Below are 15644 nucleotides of genomic sequence, written 5' to 3'. Positions count from 1 at the left end.
TCCTCCCTCTCCCGGGTCATCGGGTGAACGTGTCGATGGCCGCGATCCGCCAGGTGTCCCCCCGGCGGACCGCGTCCACGGCGAACATGGCCGCCGCGTACGTCGTCTCCTCGTCCTTGCCGGTGCGGGTGTTGCTCTGGTCGGCGAAGACCAGCAGCCGGGCCCGGTCGCCGTCGAGCAGTTCGACGCCGCTCTCGGTGACGGTCGTGGTGAGCACGAGCTTCTGTTTCGGCGCCTGGGCGCGTACCTCGGCGAGCATGTCCTGGTGCTGCTGGACCGCCTTGCCCGTCAGATACGTCCGCGCCGCCTTCTCCGACTTCTCGGGCGAGGCGTAGGTGTAGGAGAACACCGCGCCGACGGCCTCGGTGATCTGCCCCTTGACCTCGCTGGTCCGGCTGATGTCGGTGAGGGCCGTGTTCTGCCGGGTCGGGTCGTCGCGCAGGGTCGCGGCCGAGGTGAACGCCCAGGCGGCGAAGGCACCGAGGAGGACCGTGGCCGCGCAGAGGACGGCGGGGAGGCGGACGCGCGGGCGGGACGGCCCGGAGCGGGGCGCGGCGGACGGCGCGTCGTCGCCCGCGTCGCCCGCGTCCTCCGGGGCCTCTGCCCCTGCCCCTGCCCCTGCCTCGGTATCCGTCTCCGTCCCGGTCCCGGTCTTCGCCTCGGTCCCGGTCTCCGCCGCCGTCTCCGCGTCGGACGGCGTGCGCGGTCCGGCCGCTTCGGTGTCCGGGGCGGTCGCGGGACCGGGTACGGCGGATCCGCGCGGCGGTGCGGCCGTCGCCGCCGCGACCGCCAGCCGGCGGCGGCGGTTCACGAGGTGTCGGGTCGTCGACATGTCAGTGGTCCTCTCGGGGTCTGCGGGGGCGGGGCACGGGCGGGTCTCAGCCGTCGGTGTTGCCGACGGGCGCCTGGCCCAGGGCGCTGAGCTTCCACCCCTCGGAGGTGCGGGTGAGCCGGCCGAGCATCCGGCTCTCCTTCACCGCGGGTTCGCCCTCCGGGGCGGTCACGGTGACCCGCAGCGCCACCATCACCCCCGCCCTGCCGGCCCGGTCGTCCAGCTCGGTCACCGCGCCCGACAGGATCTTGGCGGTGCTGACGGTCTTCGCCGCCTCGATCTGCTTGACGAACGCCGCCCGCCCGTCGACGAGTTGCTGGTGCAGATCGCCGGTGGTGGAGTCCTCCCAGGTGTCGAGGCCCTGCTCCAGCCGCGCGTGGTCGAGCGTGTTCATGTTCTGCACCGCCTGCTCCCCTGCGGCCAGGGCGTCGTCGCGGGCCCGTGCGTAGGCCGCCGCGTCGTCGTGCGCCGCGTCGTACCGCGACCAGCCGCCCCAGCCGGCCGCGCCGGCCGCCGCGACCGCCAGCACCACCGCGGCCACCAGCAGTGGATTCCCCGTCGTCCGTACCCGTGCCATCGGTGCCTCTCCCCTACCTGGACGTGATCTCGACGACGACCCAGCGTCCGCCGCGCAGTTCCGCGGTCACGGAGAGCTGGGCCGCCGCCGTGGTGGCGGCCTTTCCCTCGCGCTCGTACACCTGGTCGAGGAAGACGAGGAGATGGGCGCTGCCGGTACCGAGCCGGGTGACCCCGGCGTGCACCACCTGTGTGGTGAGCGTGAGCTTCTGGTCGGCCGCCTGCTTCTCGACCTGGCCGTACAGCGCCGCGTACTGCTGGAGCGCCTTGCCGGCCAGTACCCGCTTCGCCGTCGCCTTGGTGGCGGCGGTGGACCGCGGACCGTACGAGAAGACCTTGCTCAGCGCGCTGCCGACCTCGCCGGTGACCCGGTCGGTGGCCTCGGTGTCGGTCAGCGCGTGGTTCGAGGTGGCCGGGGTGTCGCGGAGCCGCTGGCCCATGACGAAGAGCGTGGCGCCGGTGGCCAGCAGGGCGACGGTCAGGACCCCGGCGAGGACGCGGAGCCAGGGGGTGCGCCGGGGGGACGCTCCCGTTGTCCCGGTGGCCTCCTCCGGCTGCCCGTTCCCGGCGTTCTCCCCTTGCCCGTCGGGTTCCCCTTGCCCATCGGGTTCCTCATGCCCGTCGGGTTCCCCGGGGCCCTCCGTCTTCCGGGCCTCTTCGGCCTCCAGGTCCGGCGAGGTGTCCGCGACCGTCGTTCCCGCAGTCCGTCTCATGCGCCGCTCCCGACCGGTAGCGCGTCCAGTGCCGTGATCTTCCAGCCGCCCCCGGTACGGGCCAGGGACGCCTCGAAGCGTTTGCGTTCGGTACCGGCCTGGCCGGTACGCGGGGTGACCTCGACGTCCACGGTGGCGATCAGCGCCGCCGTCCCCGCCCGGTCGTCGAGGGCGGTGAGCGCGGCATCGGTGACCTTGCCGCGGGCCGTCGCGCCGGACTCGGTGAGCGCGGCCGTGTCCTTCTCCCGGGTGCCCTCCAGCCGGTCGCGCAACGGCCCGGTGGAGGCGTCGAGCCAGGCGGTGAGCCCGGACTCCACGCTCCGGGCGCTCGTGCCGTCCAAGGTGTTCAGCCGGGCGAGGTGCCGGGTGCCGTCGGCGAGCGCGGCGTCCCGGCTCTTGGCGTACGCCAGGGTGTCGTCACCACGCGCCTGGGCGTAGGACCAGCCGCCGAGGGCGCAGACCAGCACGGCCGCGAGCAGCACGGCCCATCCGCCGAGGTCCTTCGTGCGGGGGTTCACTCGCCGCCTCCCAGGCCCAGCAGCCCGGCCATGCCGTCCGCCGTCCGTCCGGTCTCCCCGGTGGTGCCGAGGGCTCCCGGCAGCCCGGTTCCGCCGGTTCCGGCGAAGAGCGAGCCGGGTTCGGCCGGTTGGGGCACCGGCCCGCCCTTGGGGGCGTTGGCGCTGCCGCGGACGTTGATCCCGGTACCGGGGCCGGAGGCGCAGCGGGCCGCGGTGTTGACGGCGGGGGCGGCGGAGAGGTCGGTGCCGGTGCGGTAGGTGGTGCCGCCGTAGCCCGAGGTGCAGGGCAGTGGTTCGAAGAAGGTGACGGACATCCCGAACCGCGCGGCCCCGTCCTCGTCGATGACGCTCGCGCCCGCCGCCGCGACGGCGGGTACCTTGACGAGGAGTTCCTCCAGGCCGCGTTGCCGGGTGACGGCCACCTCCGAGGTGGTGAGGAGGTTGGCGACGACGACCCCGAAGCCCGGTTCCACGTCGCGCAGCAGTCCGCTGATCTGGGCGGTGGCGCCGGGCGCGGCGGCGATCAGCCGGCGCAGGTCGGTGTCGGATCCCTTGAGTGCGGCGGCGAGTTGCTCGGCTCCGGTGGCGAACCCCTTCAGGGCCTCGCCCTGTTCGGCCTGGGTGCGCAGGACGCGTTCCCCGTCCGCCATGAGCTTGGTCGTCGTCGGCAGTGCCTCGTCGGCGGCTTCCACGAATCTGCTGCTGGTGTCGAGCAGCACCTGGAGGTCGTCGCCACGCCCTTCGAACGCGGCGCCGAACTCGTCCACGACGGTGCGCAGGGCTTCGGCGTCGACGGAGGCGGTGAGGTCGTTGACGCTGGTGAGGACGTCGGTGACGGGTGCCGGGATGGTGGTGTCGGCCTGGTCGACGACCGAGCCGTTCCCCAGGAACGGGCCGTCCGCGCGGGTGGGGCGCAGATCGATGTACTGCTCGCCGACGGCGGAGAGGCTGGCGACGACGGCGTGCAGGCTGTCCGGGATGCGCGGCGCGTCGTTCTGGATGCGCAGTTCGGCCTCGACGCCGTCGTCGGTCAGTTCGATGGGGCCGACCCGGCCGACGGAGACGCCCCGGTAGGTGACGTCGGAGTGGGTGAACAGGCCGCCGGTCTGCGGGAGTCGCACCGTGACGGTGTAGTAGTCGCGCAGGCCGACGTAGTGCCCGAGGTCGGCGTAGCGGGCGCCGAGGTAGCCGAGGGCGAGCACCGCGACGACGAGGAAGGCGAGGTTCTTGAGCCGGGTGGCGAGGGTGATCATCAGCGGGTGCCCTCCGTGCCGGACGAGGCGACCGAGGGGAGCGGCAGGGGCAGTGCCGTCGTGGAGTTCTGCCGGCTATTGGGGAAGGTGGGGGTGGGAGGGCCGGGGGTGAGCGCGGGGATGATCTGGGTCCCGGGCATGGCCGTGACGTCCAGGTAGACGTTGAGGTAGTCGCCCTTCACCCCGCGCAGCACCTCGTCCGTGAAGGGGTAGGTGAGCAGCACCTGGAGGGAGTCGGGGAGGTCGTCGCCGGAGTCGGCGAGCGCGGTGAGGGTGGGGGCGAGTGCCTTCAGGTCCGCGATCATGTCCGCCTTGCTGCGGTTGACCGTGTCGACGGCGACGGTGGAGAGCGTGTCGAGCGAGCGCAGCATGGTCAGGAGCTGGCCGCGCTGCTTCTCCAGGACCTTCAGTCCGGGGCTGAGGCCGGTGAGCACGGTGCCGACCTCCTGTTTGCGGGTGGCGAGGGTCGCGGCGAGCCGGTTGACCCCGTCGAGCGCGTCGGTGATGTCCTCCTTGTGGTCGTCCAGGTCGGTGACCAGGGTGTCCACCCGGTTCAGCATCGAGCGGATCTCGGGTTCCTGTCCGGCGAGTGCCTTGTTGAGCTCCGTGGTGATGGTCTTCAACTGGTTGACACCGCCTCCGTTGAGGAGCATCGACAGGGCGCCGAAGACCTCTTCGACCTCCGGGTTGCGGTTGGTGCGGACCAGCGGGATGCGGTCGCCGTCGGTGAGGGAGCCCTGGGCGGTGCCGTCGGCGGGCGGCGAGAGCTGGACGTACTTCTCGCCGAGGAGGCTGGACTGTTCGAGGTGGGCGTAGGCGTTGGCGGGCATCCGGATCTTCCCGTTGACGCGCATGGTGACCTGGGCGGTCCAGCTGCCGGGAGTGAGGGAGATCTTGGTGACCCGTCCGACGGCGACGTCGTTGACCTTGACGGAGGACTGCGGGGCCAGGCTGAGGACGTCGGCGAACTCGGCGGTGATCTCGTACGGGTGGTCACCGAGGTCGGCGCCGCCGGGCAGCGGCAGTTGGTCGATGCCGGTGAAGGAGGGCAGGTCGACGGTGGTGGCGACGAGCGCGAGGGCGGCGCCGGCGGCGACCAGTGCGGCGATGCCCGCGGTGGCGCGGGCTCCAGGTCTGCGCGGGGCGCGGCTCATCGGTCCGCCTCCTTCTTCTTCTCGGCCGTACCGCTCCTGGTGCTCCCGGCTTTCTCCGGGGTGCCGTAGACGGTTCCGACGGCCGGCAGCGGCAGCGCGGGCAGCGCCTTCTGCCGGGCGGCGTCCACGGGGGCCAGGCCGTCCAGCCCGGTGGCGTTCGGCTCGGGGTCGAGGAGCGGGCCGCCCATGGACAGTTCGTTGAGGTTGGTGCGTCCGTTGAGGGTGCGGTTCGCGGGGTCGTAGGCGTTGAGTACGTTGCCCGCCGTGAGCGGCAGCGTGTCGAGGGACTCGGCCAGCGAGGCGCGCTGGTCGACCAGGGTCTGGGTGAGCGGCACCAGGAGGTCCACGTTCTTCTTGAGGGCGCCCCGGTTCTTCTCGACGAAGTCCTTGACCTGGCCGAGTGCCGTGCCCAGTTCCTTCAGGGCCGCGCTGAGGTTCTCCTTGTCGTCGGCGAGGAAGCCGGTGACGGAGTTGAGCTGCTGTTCGGCGGCCCGTACGTCGCCGTCGTTCTCCTTCAGCATGGTGGTGAAGGTCTGGAGGTAGGACAGCGTGTCGAAGAGGTTGCCGCTGCTCTTGTCGAGGGTCTTCGTGGCCTTGCCGAACTGCTCGATGGAGTCTCCGATGGCCTCTCCGTTGCCCTTGAGGTTCTCGGATCCGGTCTCCAGGAGCCTGGAGAGCGCCCCGTCGGCGTTGGCGCCGTCGGGGCCCAGCGCGGTGGAGAGTTCGGTGATGGACTCGTACAGCTGGTCGACCTCGACGGGGGTGGCGTTCTTCGCGGCGGGGAGTACGGCGCCGGCCTCCAGCCGGGCCCCTCCGGTGTAGGCGGGGGCGAGCTGGACGTACCGGTCGGCGACGAGGCTGGGGGCGACGACGACGGCGTGCGCGTCCTTGGGGACGTTGACGCCCTTGTCGAGCCGCAGCGTGATCCGGACCTCCTTGCCGTGCGGTTCCACCGACGCGACGGTGCCGACCTTCACCCCGAGGATCCGCAGGTCCGATCCGGCGTACACCCCGGTGGCCTGGTCGAAGTAGGCGGTGACGGTGGTCGTGCCCTCCTGGTCCAGGGCCGCCACGCCCGAGGCGACGGCGACGGCCACCACGGCCAGTCCGGCTCCGATTCCGATGACGCGGGTGCGTCTCATGTCAGCGGCCCCCTTGCTTCGGCGGCATGCAGTCGTTCGCCGGGGGCGTGCCGGCGGGCAGGTAGTTCTTCGGGACGACGCCGCAGACGTAGTTGTCGAACCAGCGGCCGTTGCCGAGGGTGTTGCCGACGAGCCGGTTGTAGGAGCCGGCCAGGGAGAGCACCTTGTCGAGGCTCTTGCGGTTCTTCACCAGGACGGTGGTGACCCGGCCGAGCGAGTCGAGGGTGGGCTTCAGCTGCTTGTCGTTCTCCGCGACCAGGCCGGTGAGCTGGGTGCCGAGGTCGCGGGTGCCGGTCAGCAGCAGGTGGATGGAGTCACGGCGGGCCTGGATCTCGCCGAGGAGCAGGTTGCCGTCCTCCAGCAGGGTCTCGAAACTGCTCTTCTTGGTGGCGAGCGTCCTGCTGAGCTGTTTGCTGCCCGACAGCAGGGTGGCGAGCTGGGCGTCGCGCTCGGAGACGGTCTTCGACAGCGCGGAGAGTCCTTCGGCGGCGCTGCGCACATCGGGCGGTGAGTCCTTGAACGTCTCGGAGATCGTCTCGAAACTCTGGGCGAGCTGGGCGGTGTCGATCTCCTCGATGGTCTCGCCGAGCCCGTTGAACGCCTGGGTGACGTCGTACGGGGAGGTGGTGCGGCTCGCCGTGATGCGGCTGCCGGGGTCCTGCGGGGCGTTGCCGAGCGGGTCGACGGCCAGGTACTTGTCGCCCAGGAGCGTCTTGATGGCGATGCCGACCGTGGAGGAGTTGCCGATCCAGGCGTCCTTCACCTTGAAGTCGACCTTCACCTTGGCGCCGTCCAGCGAGACGCCGGTGACCTCCCCGACCTTCACTCCGGCGATCCGCACCTCGTCGCCGGTGCCGAGGCCGGCGGACTCGGTGAAGTCGGCGCTGTAGGTGGTGCCGCGGCCGATGAAGGGCAGGGTGTCGGCGCGGTAGGCGGCGAGGCCGACGAGGGCGAGGACGAGGAGTCCCACGACACCGACGGCGACCGGGTTGCGTTCCCGTACGGGCTTGATGTTCATGCCTGGCACCTCGGCCGGCTGATGGTGATGCCCGTGGGCGGGGCGCTGCCGTCGTCGGTGCTCACGCCGCCGACCTTGGCCTCGCAGAGGTAGAGGTTGAGCCACGACCCGTAGGAGGTGAGGCGGGTGATGGCCTCCATCTTGGCGGGTGTCGTCCGCAGGAAGCTCTCGATGGTCGGCGCGTTCTCGTCCAGTTGCCCGGTCAGGCGGCCGAGCTGGGCGATGTCCTTCTTGAGGGGCTCGCGGCCGTCTTCCAGGAGGCCGGCCGTGACGGTGGTGAGCGCGCCCATGGCGGTGACCGCGTCACCGAGCGGTTCACGGTCCCCGGCGAACCCGGTGACGAGTTCCTGGAGGGTGACGACCAGGTCGTCGAAGCCCTTCTCGCGGTCGTTGACGGTCTTGAGGACCGTGTTGAGGTTCTTGATCACCTCGCCGATCACCTTGTCCTTCGCGGCGACGGTGCCGGTCAGCGATCCGACGTGGGAGAGGATGCTGTCGACGGTGCCGCCCTCGCCCTGGAGGACCTGCACGATGGAGCCGGCGAGCTGGTTGACGTCCGGCGGGGAGAGCCCTTCGAAGAGCGGCTGGAAGCCGTTGAAGAGCTGGGTGAGGTCGAGCGCGGGCGTGGTGCGGTCGAGCGGGATCGTCGCCCCCGGGCCGAAGCGCTCACCGACCGGCCCGGCGCCCTGGCCGAGGTCGATGTAGCGCTGGCCGACCATGTTGAGGTACTTGATCGACGCGGTCACCGAGGCGGGCAGCTCACGGCCCCTGCGTACGGCGAAACCGACCTCGGCCAGCCGCTTGTCCGCGACCTCGATGGACTCCACCTGGCCGACCTTGACGCCCGCGATCCGGACGCTGTCACCGACCACGAGTCCGGTGGCGTCGGTGAACCTCGCCTTGTACGAGGTGGTGTCACCGACTCCCGTGTCCGCGATGGACAGGGCCAGGACGGTGGTGGCGAGGGCGGTGACCACGACGAAGACGAGGGACTTCACGACGGGTCCCGTGAGGGAGCGGCGCTTCACTTGAGCTTCACCTCCGCACCGCGGAAGGCCGGACCGATGAGCACGCTGCTCCAGTCGGGCAGGGACCGCGGCTGGACTTTCAGTGAGGGTGCGACGAGTTCGTTGACCAGGACGCTCTCCTGGGGGGAGTTGGGCATGCCGAGGGAGGTGTCGGTGGCCGTCGGTCCCGGTGTCTCCGGGCCGGTGGCGTCCCCCTGGGCGGGGGCGGCGGCGGTGCGGGCGTCCGCGGTCGGGACGGTGGCGCCGGTGTAGGGCACCGCGTAGCAGTGCGGGCCGCCGGTCGCGCCGTAGACCGGGGTGTCCTTGCCGGCCACGTACCTGCCCTTCGACTCCACGGCCTTGACGTTGACGTGGAGTCCGGGCCGGTCGGTGCCCTTGCCGAGCGCCTTGTCCATGGCGGGGACGAATCCGGCCATGGTGCGCAGGGTGCAGGGGAAGGCGTCGGAGTACTCGGCGAGGAGTTCCAGGGTCGGCCGGCCGGCGGCGGAGAGGTGGATGAGGTTGTCCTTGTTCTTCCGCAGGAAGGCCGTGACGTCCCTCGCCGAGGCGGTGGTGGAGCCGTAGAGGTCCGCGAGTTCGGCCTGCTGTTCGGCGATCGTGCCGCTGGTCGTGGTGAAGTCGGTGAGCGCGTCCAGCACGTCGGGGGCGGCGTCGGCGTAGAGGTGGCTCACCTTGACGAGTTCCTTGATGTCCTCGTTGAGCGTGGGGAGCTGGGGGTTGAACTCCTTCAGGTGCGCGTCGAGGGTGAGCAGGGTGTCGCCGAGCTTGTCACCGCGTCCTTCGAGCGCCTGGGAGACGGCGCCCAGGGTGGCGGCGAGCTTGTCCGGTTTGACGGCGGTGAGCATCGGCAGGACGTTGTCGAGGACCTCTTCCAGCTCGATGGCGTTGCTGGAACGGTCCTGAGGGATCTCCGCGCCCGCCTTCAGGGTCCGCGCGGAGGGCACGGTGGGCGGTACGAGGGCGACGAACCGTTCCCCGAAGAGGGTGGTCGGCAGCATCTGCGCGGTGACGTCCTCGGGGATCCGCCCGAGCCGGTCCGGCCGGATGGCGAGGGTGAGACGTGCCCCGTCCCCGTCGGACTGGATCCGGCGCACCTGTCCCACGACGACGCCGCGCAGCTTCACGTCGGCGTTGTCGTGCATCTCGTTGCCGACGCTTCCGGTGCGTACGGTCACGGTGGCGTCGTCGGTGAACTTCTTCTGGTAGACGGAGACCGAGAGCCAGATGAGCAGGGCGGGCACGAGCACGAAGGACACGCCCGCGAGTCTGCGGCGCACCGTCCGCGCCTGGGGGGAGAGCATCAGCCGGCCACCTTCACCGTTGTCGTCGCGCCCCAGATGGCGAGCGAGAGGAAGAAGTCGGTGACGCTGATGAGCACGATGGCGTTGCGCACCGACCGGCCCACGGCCACGCCCACCCCGGCGGGGCCGCCGGTGGCGTGGAAGCCGTAGTAGCAGTGGGCGAGGATCACCAGCACGCTGAAGATCAGCACCTTGAGCACCGACAGCAGCACGTCCTGTGGGGAGAGGAAGAGATTGAAGTAGTGGTCGTAGGTGCCCGCGGACTGGCCGTTGAACAGGACCGTGGTGTACCGGGAGGCGAGGTAGGAGGAGAGCAGCCCGATGGCGTACAGCGGGATGATCGCGACGACACCGGCGATGATCCGGGTGGTGACGAGGTAGGGCATCGACCGGACGCCCATCGCTTCGAGCGCGTCGACCTCCTCGTTGATCCGCATCGCGCCGAGCTGGGCGGTGAAGCCCGCGCCGACGGTGGCGGAGAGGGCGAGGCCGGCGACGAGGGGAGCGATCTCCCGGGTGTTGAAGTAGGCGGAGATGAAGCCGGTGAAGGCGGAGGTGCCGATCTGGTCGAGGGCGGCGTACCCCTGGAGGCCGACGACCGAGCCGGTGGCCAGGGTCATGGCGATCATCACGCCGATGGTCCCGCCGATGACGCCGAGTCCGCCGCTGCCGAACGCGACCTCGGCCAGGAGGCGTTGGACCTCCCTGAGGTAGCGGTGCAGGGTCCTCGGGATCCAGACGAGGGCGCGTACGTAGAAGGTGAGCTGTTCGCCGGAGCGGTCCAGCCAGCCGAGCATCGACATCGCTCAGCCCCCCTTCGGGGGGACGATCTGGAGGTAGATCGCCGTCAGGACCATGTTGACCGCGAACAGCAGCATGAAGGTGATGACGACGGACTGGTTGACCGCGTCGCCGACGCCCTTCGGGCCGCCACGCGGGTGCAGGCCCCGGTAGGCGGCGACGATGCCCGCGATGAACCCGAAGATCAGCGCCTTGAGTTCGCCGATGTACAGGTCGGGCAGCTGGGCGAGCGCGGAGAAGCTGGCGAGGTAGGCGCCGGGGGTGCCGCCCTGCATGATCACGTTGAAGAAGTAGCCGCCGAGGGTGCCGACGACGGAGACCAGTCCGTTGAGCAGGACGGCGACGAACATGGTGGCCAGCACGCGCGGGACGACGAGCCGCTGGACGGGTGAGACGCCCATGACCTCCATGGCGTCCAGCTCCTCGCGGATCTTGCGGGAGCCGAGGTCGGCGCAGATCGCGGAGCCGGCCGCACCGGCGATCAGCAGCGCCACGATGAGCGGGCTGGCCTGCTGGATGACGGCCAGGACGCTGGCGCCGCCGGTGAAGGACTGGGCGCCGAGCTGTTCGGTGAGCGAACCGACCTGGAGGGCGATGACCGCGCCGAACGGGATGGAGACCAGGGCGGCCGGCAGGATGGTGACGCTGGCGACGAACCAGAACTGCTCGATGAACTCCCGTACCTGGAAAGGCCGTCGGAAGATGGCTCGGGCCACGGCCAGCGCCAGCGCGAAGAGCTGGCCGGTCTGGCGCAGCGGCGCCAGCAGCCGGGACGGGCGCCGGTGCCCCTCCTTCGGGGCCGGTGTGCCGGAGGCCGGCGTACCGGTGGCGGGCGGCTCCGGCGGCCGCACCGGGAGGGGCGCGGTCACGGACGACCACCGCCCGGGGTGGGCGCGTAGCTGTTCCTGATGGCCGCACGGGCGGCTTCCGGCAGTTGGCCCATCATGGCGTGGACCCGCTCCCTGCGGCGCAGCGCGCCCTGGCGCACGGGCATTCCGGGCGAGGGCTCCAACTGCGGTACGACGGTGCGGGGCCCGGCGGGCACGTGTTCCCGGGCGACGGTCCGCTCCGCGGCGAGGGTGGCGGCGTCCTTCTCCTCGGACATCCCGATCGGGCCCTGTCGGCGCCCGGAGAGGAACTGGGAGACCACCGGGGTGTCGCTGGTGAGCAGGACCTCGCGCGGGCCGAAGGTGACCAGGTTGCGGCAGAACAGCATGCCCATGTTGTCGGGGACGGTGGCCGCGATGTCGAGGTTGTGGGTGACGATAAGCATCGTCGCGTCGATCTGCGCGTTCAGGTCGATGAGGAGTTGCGAGAGATAGGCGGTGCGGACCGGGTCGAGGCCGGAGTCCGGCTCGTCGCAGAGGATGATCTGCGGGTCCAGGACCAGGGCGCGGGCCAGACCGGCCCGCTTGCGCATACCGCCGGATATCTCGCCGGGCAGTTTCTCCTCGGCTCCGAGCAGGCCGACGATGTCGATCCGTTCCATGACGATGCGGCGGATCTCGGATTCCTTCTTGCGGGTGTGTTCACGCAAGGGGAAGGCGATGTTGTCGAAGAGCGACATCGAACCGAAGAGCGCGCCGTCCTGGAACATGAGCCCGAAGAGCTTCCGGGCCTCCATGATGTCCTTCTCGGGACTGTTGACCATGTCGACGCCGTTGACGAGGACGCGTCCCTTTTCCGGCTTCAGCAGTCCGATGACCGATTTCAGGAACACGGTCTTACCGGTACCGGAAGGGCCGAGCATGACACTGACCTCACCGGCCGGCAGCGTGAGGCTGACATCCTGCCAGATGTTCTGCTGACCGAAGGATTTCGTCAGGCCTTCGACGACTACTTCGATTCCCATCGGCCCTCCTTCGAAAGGGTGGTGAACGGCGTCATCTGTCAGCGCTCCGGCTCCGGTGAATCCAACGGCGGCTCGTCACTCATGCACCGGGAGGCGCACGGTATGTCCGCCGAATCCGCCAGGACAAGCCGTTGAACAGCGAAAATCGTCGGACTTCGATCTTTGGGTGGACCACTTGTCACCGAATGACAAACCCGGCGGGCGGGTTTGTCGCAGACTGCGCAAGTGATCCTGGTGCGGGTCGGCGGACCACGGACCGGAGAACCGTTCCGCGGTCCCCCGGCCGTGCGGGCGCCGTCCCGACGAAGGGGGCCGGGACGGCGGGAACTCCCGGAGAAATACCGGCTCAGGGGGGCGCGACCGGAATCTCCCGTACGTCTGCGGAGCAGGCTCGGACGCGTTTCCGATCTGCTCAACCGGGACGCTACGGTCGAGTAACCTGACTGCGCAATACCGCTCACACAAAATTCTGCGCACCGGATGACACAGGGCCGTTTTTTGTGGCCGGATGAGTACACGGACCGAGAACACTGTCCGGAAGTGAGGAACGGCGCTCCCGAACGCGAAGGACCACGGCACGGGAGTTGTCACCGCGTGCGAGTGGCGTGAATCCTTCGCGCGCCGCACCCTCGAATTCCGGACAGCGGTGTACGGGGCGCGCCCGCCGGATTCCGGACAGCCGTGTACCGGGCGGGACGCGGGACACCCGTGTACGGGCGCGACGGCCGGGACGGTGCCGGCCCGGCGTCGGCGTTCCGGGACCGCGTCAGCGTTCCGGGACGGGCTTCTTCGCCGGGCAGTCCGGGCTCTCCGTGTCGTTGAAGACGCAGAGCGGTGCCTGAGTGATCTTGATGTAGTTCCCGCCGCCGGAGATGGCCGCCGTCAGCATGGGCGACAGGTCCTCGTCCACACCGCAGCCGGTGAACGCCGGGACGTAGGTCTCGCCGTCCATGGTCCCGCCGCGGTTGACCGTGTAACCCGAGGGCGGGTTGCTCGTACCGAAGGCGTGGAGGACCTGTTTGACCGGCTTGACGGTATGGCAGCCGGTGCCGACGTCGAGGGGCACCCCGTTCACCCGGACGTCCTTGATCCTGATGTCCAGGTAGGCCGTGACCGTCGTGTACTCCGGTATGGCCGGGTCGCTGTTGACGCTGACCGACACGATGTCCGCCGGCGGCCCGACCTGGACGAGCTCCATGGTCGCCGTGGTCGGCATGAAGCCGTAGGTGAGGAAGGTGGCCTGCGCGGGGGGCATCTGGCGTCGCCCCTCGTACTCGAAGTCGGCCTCGCTCAGCGACGTGAAGGTGTTGGAGCAGGGGTCCGCGATGTACTTCTTCATCAGCGTGACGTCGAGGCGCGCGGGGCCCAGCAGCGCCGCGCCGTCCATCTTCGCGACGTTGGAGTACCCGGCCACAAAGGTGTCGGCCGGCGTGGGGAGTTCGAAGGGCGGGTACGGGCACGGCTCGGGGCTGTCCGGGTCGGCGTCGGCGGCCGCCTCCTGGCGTGCCGCGTCCAGTTGCCTCCGCAGGTCGGGAGGGAGCTCCCGCTCGGCGTCCGGGGTCCCGGAGGGGGCCGGCTCCGCGGGCCCGGACGGCTCGGAGGGTTCGGACGGCCGGTCCGTCTTCCCGCCGTCGACGGCGACGGTGGCGAATGTGCCGTCGGCGCCCTCGTCCAGCCGGCACTCCGCCTCGGTCGCGCCGGACGCGGCGGGCGAGCCGTCCGCCTGGAGCGGGCTCAGCGTGAGCTTCAGGTCCGAGGCCGTCAGCGTGGCCGTGCCCGGTGCCCCGAACGTGGCCGTGGGTACGTCACCCGACGCGCGCAGCGTCACCTCGTCCTGGCCGGTGATCTCCTGGGCCGGAGCCTCAAGGCCGTTCCAGGCGGCCGTGGCGGAGTCCCCGCCGGAGCGGTGCAGCACCGAGAGGTCCGCCCGCGCCGACACGGAGGCCGCGCCGAGCCCGGCCAGCTCGTCCAGGACGGGACGGGGCACGTCGAGGCCGAGTGCGATCTCCCCCGGCGCGAACGGCACACCGGCGGTGGCGTCGGCCGGCACCCGCCCCGAAAGCACGGCCGTCAGCGCGTAGCCGCCGGAGGGGAACTGGCAGGTGTAGTCGAGGGGGACCTCCACCTCCTGGGCGTCGGCGGCCGACGCGGCGCCAGGAAGGAACGTCGCCGCCGCGATCAGCAGGCCGCCTGCGGCGAATCTCGACGAACGGCGGGCCGTCCGGCGCACATGGGCTGCCATGTCTCCATACCCTTCGGGAATGTGGCGTGGGGTCGGCCGCACGGCCGCCGGATCCAGCGCCCCGTCCGGCCTACTCGGCGGTACGGTACGCGCGGCCCCATCCCTTGGGAAGCGGACGACGTGCGGGAACCGCCGTCTTCACGCGGTACGCCGGATTCTTGGCACGGGGTGACAAACGGCGCGCCCGCGCTTGTCAGCGGACGAGTGGGTATCGGGGACGGCGCGGTCACCCGGGAGTGACCGCGCCGTCCGTACGAGGGGGCGGGCGCGTGGCCCGACCGTGTCGTCAGCTGTAGCTGATGACGGGCGACACCCCGGAGCTGTGCTTGATGCTGTAGGTGCCCTTGAAGGTCGCCGTCGCGCCGACGATGCCGCAGCCCGGTCCCGTCTTGCTGCCGATGGTCAGCAGCAGCGGGCTCGTCGCGGCGGGCGCGACGTCCAGCGTGCCGTTGGAGCCCCCGGACGACGGGTTGTTGTACTTGGCGTTCACCGACCCGGTCACCTTGAAGGTGCAGGCCCCCAGCACGCTGGTGCCCGAGACGGTGGCGGAGATGCTCCCGATGTTCCCGGTGGTCACGCCGGTCCCGTTGGTGCCGCCCGCCGCGTACGAGGTGCCGTTGAGCGTCCACGGCGTGGTGGTGCTGATCGTCCAGGTGCTGCTGAACGGGCCGACGCACGGCGCGTTGAACGCCGCCGCGGTGATGGAGGCGAGCTGCGGGCCGGCGGTGGGCGAGGTGGGCGCGTTGCCACTGGCCGAGGCGGTCGCGCACTTGATCTGGTTGCCGATGTTGTCGGTGAGGGCCGTCTCGCCGGCGGTCCCGGTGAACGCGCCGGTCGGCGTGACGGTCCAGGCCGCGGTGGGTCCGGCCATCGCGGAGGGCGCGGCCAGGGCGACGGCGGCGGCGGCAGCGCCGACAGCGGTCAGAACACTCGTCTTCTTGAGCATGGAACTTCTCCTGTCCCGTAGGGGGAAACAGGCCGGTCCGTATACGCCCGGGAAGAGCGCACAGGTGTCCGGCACGGGTTCTTGTGAGGGAAGTGCACCCTCGGCGTCCGAGGGCTTCCAGAACTGAACACGGAGGAATTCGATGACCCACAGGTGCGGCTCTCCGCAGCACAGTGGCCGAGAATTCGAATTCACATTCCGTCCGGCGCCGATCCGCGTACGACTCGACGGCTACCGCTCAGTACCTTACTGGGCCGTATTCGAGTCG

15 protein-coding genes are annotated in these 15644 nt (G+C 70.6%); all 15 read right to left on the bottom strand.

Annotated features, from left to right (window positions below):
- Positions 1-16 precede the first annotated feature (16 nt).
- Positions 17-832: a hypothetical protein gene (locus B9S64_RS29800; RefSeq protein ID WP_109492176.1), complete on the bottom strand. Its 816-nt coding sequence runs from the start codon at positions 830-832 to the stop codon at positions 17-19.
- 46 nt (positions 833-878) lie between these two features.
- The gene (locus B9S64_RS29795) at positions 879-1409 is read right to left on the bottom strand and encodes a nuclear transport factor 2 family protein (RefSeq protein ID WP_103493316.1); all 531 of its coding nucleotides are present in this window, start codon (positions 1407-1409) and stop codon (positions 879-881) included.
- 13 nt (positions 1410-1422) lie between these two features.
- Positions 1423-2121 (bottom strand): hypothetical protein, encoded by a 699-nt coding sequence (locus B9S64_RS29790; protein WP_103493315.1) that lies wholly within the window; start codon positions 2119-2121, stop codon positions 1423-1425.
- A complete protein-coding gene (locus tag B9S64_RS29785; RefSeq protein ID WP_103493314.1) occupies positions 2118-2639 on the bottom strand; it encodes a hypothetical protein in 522 nt (173 codons plus the stop codon). The genes B9S64_RS29790 and B9S64_RS29785 overlap by 4 nt, the downstream gene beginning before the upstream one ends.
- Entirely contained in the window at positions 2636-3892 is a 1257-nt protein-coding gene (locus B9S64_RS29780; RefSeq protein ID WP_103493313.1) for an MCE family protein, read from the bottom strand. The genes B9S64_RS29785 and B9S64_RS29780 overlap by 4 nt, the downstream gene beginning before the upstream one ends.
- Positions 3892-5046 carry an MCE family protein gene (locus B9S64_RS29775; RefSeq protein WP_109492175.1) on the bottom strand — a complete coding sequence of 385 codons (1155 nt, stop codon included), beginning with the start codon at positions 5044-5046 and terminating at the stop codon, positions 3892-3894. Before B9S64_RS29775 ends, B9S64_RS29780 begins: the two co-directional genes overlap by 1 nt.
- Positions 5043-6188, bottom strand: coding sequence for an MCE family protein (locus B9S64_RS29770; protein WP_103493312.1), 1146 nt, complete (start codon positions 6186-6188; stop codon positions 5043-5045). Before B9S64_RS29770 ends, B9S64_RS29775 begins: the two co-directional genes overlap by 4 nt.
- Position 6189: 1 nt before the next feature.
- Positions 6190-7206 carry an MCE family protein gene (locus tag B9S64_RS29765; RefSeq protein WP_103493311.1) on the bottom strand — a complete coding sequence of 339 codons (1017 nt, stop codon included), beginning with the start codon at positions 7204-7206 and terminating at the stop codon, positions 6190-6192.
- Positions 7203-8234, bottom strand: coding sequence for an MCE family protein (locus tag B9S64_RS29760; protein WP_103493310.1), 1032 nt, complete (start codon positions 8232-8234; stop codon positions 7203-7205). The genes B9S64_RS29765 and B9S64_RS29760 overlap by 4 nt, the downstream gene beginning before the upstream one ends.
- Positions 8231-9535, bottom strand: a complete 1305-nt coding sequence (locus tag B9S64_RS29755; protein WP_103493309.1) for an MCE family protein — start codon at positions 9533-9535, stop codon at positions 8231-8233. Before B9S64_RS29755 ends, B9S64_RS29760 begins: the two co-directional genes overlap by 4 nt.
- The gene (locus B9S64_RS29750; protein WP_103493308.1) at positions 9535-10338 is read right to left on the bottom strand and encodes an ABC transporter permease; all 804 of its coding nucleotides are present in this window, start codon (positions 10336-10338) and stop codon (positions 9535-9537) included. The genes B9S64_RS29755 and B9S64_RS29750 overlap by 1 nt, the downstream gene beginning before the upstream one ends.
- A gap of 3 nt (positions 10339-10341) precedes the next feature.
- Positions 10342-11205 (bottom strand): ABC transporter permease, encoded by an 864-nt coding sequence (locus B9S64_RS29745; RefSeq protein WP_103493307.1) that lies wholly within the window; start codon positions 11203-11205, stop codon positions 10342-10344.
- Positions 11202-12188 carry an ABC transporter ATP-binding protein gene (locus B9S64_RS29740; protein ID WP_103493306.1) on the bottom strand — a complete coding sequence of 329 codons (987 nt, stop codon included), beginning with the start codon at positions 12186-12188 and terminating at the stop codon, positions 11202-11204. The genes B9S64_RS29745 and B9S64_RS29740 overlap by 4 nt, the downstream gene beginning before the upstream one ends.
- Before the next feature lie 766 nt (positions 12189-12954).
- A complete protein-coding gene (locus tag B9S64_RS29735) occupies positions 12955-14430 on the bottom strand; it encodes a DUF6801 domain-containing protein (protein ID WP_103493305.1) in 1476 nt (491 codons plus the stop codon).
- 286 nt (positions 14431-14716) lie between these two features.
- A complete protein-coding gene (locus tag B9S64_RS29730) occupies positions 14717-15376 on the bottom strand; it encodes a hypothetical protein (RefSeq protein WP_103493304.1) in 660 nt (219 codons plus the stop codon).
- Positions 15377-15644: the final 268 nt, after the last annotated feature.

The sequence above is a fragment of the Streptomyces sp. SM18 genome, assembly GCF_002910775.2.
Taxonomy (GTDB): domain Bacteria; phylum Actinomycetota; class Actinomycetes; order Streptomycetales; family Streptomycetaceae; genus Streptomyces; species Streptomyces halstedii.
Note: the sequence above shows the minus strand (reverse complement) of the source record. Positions and strands in the feature narration are given on the sequence as shown.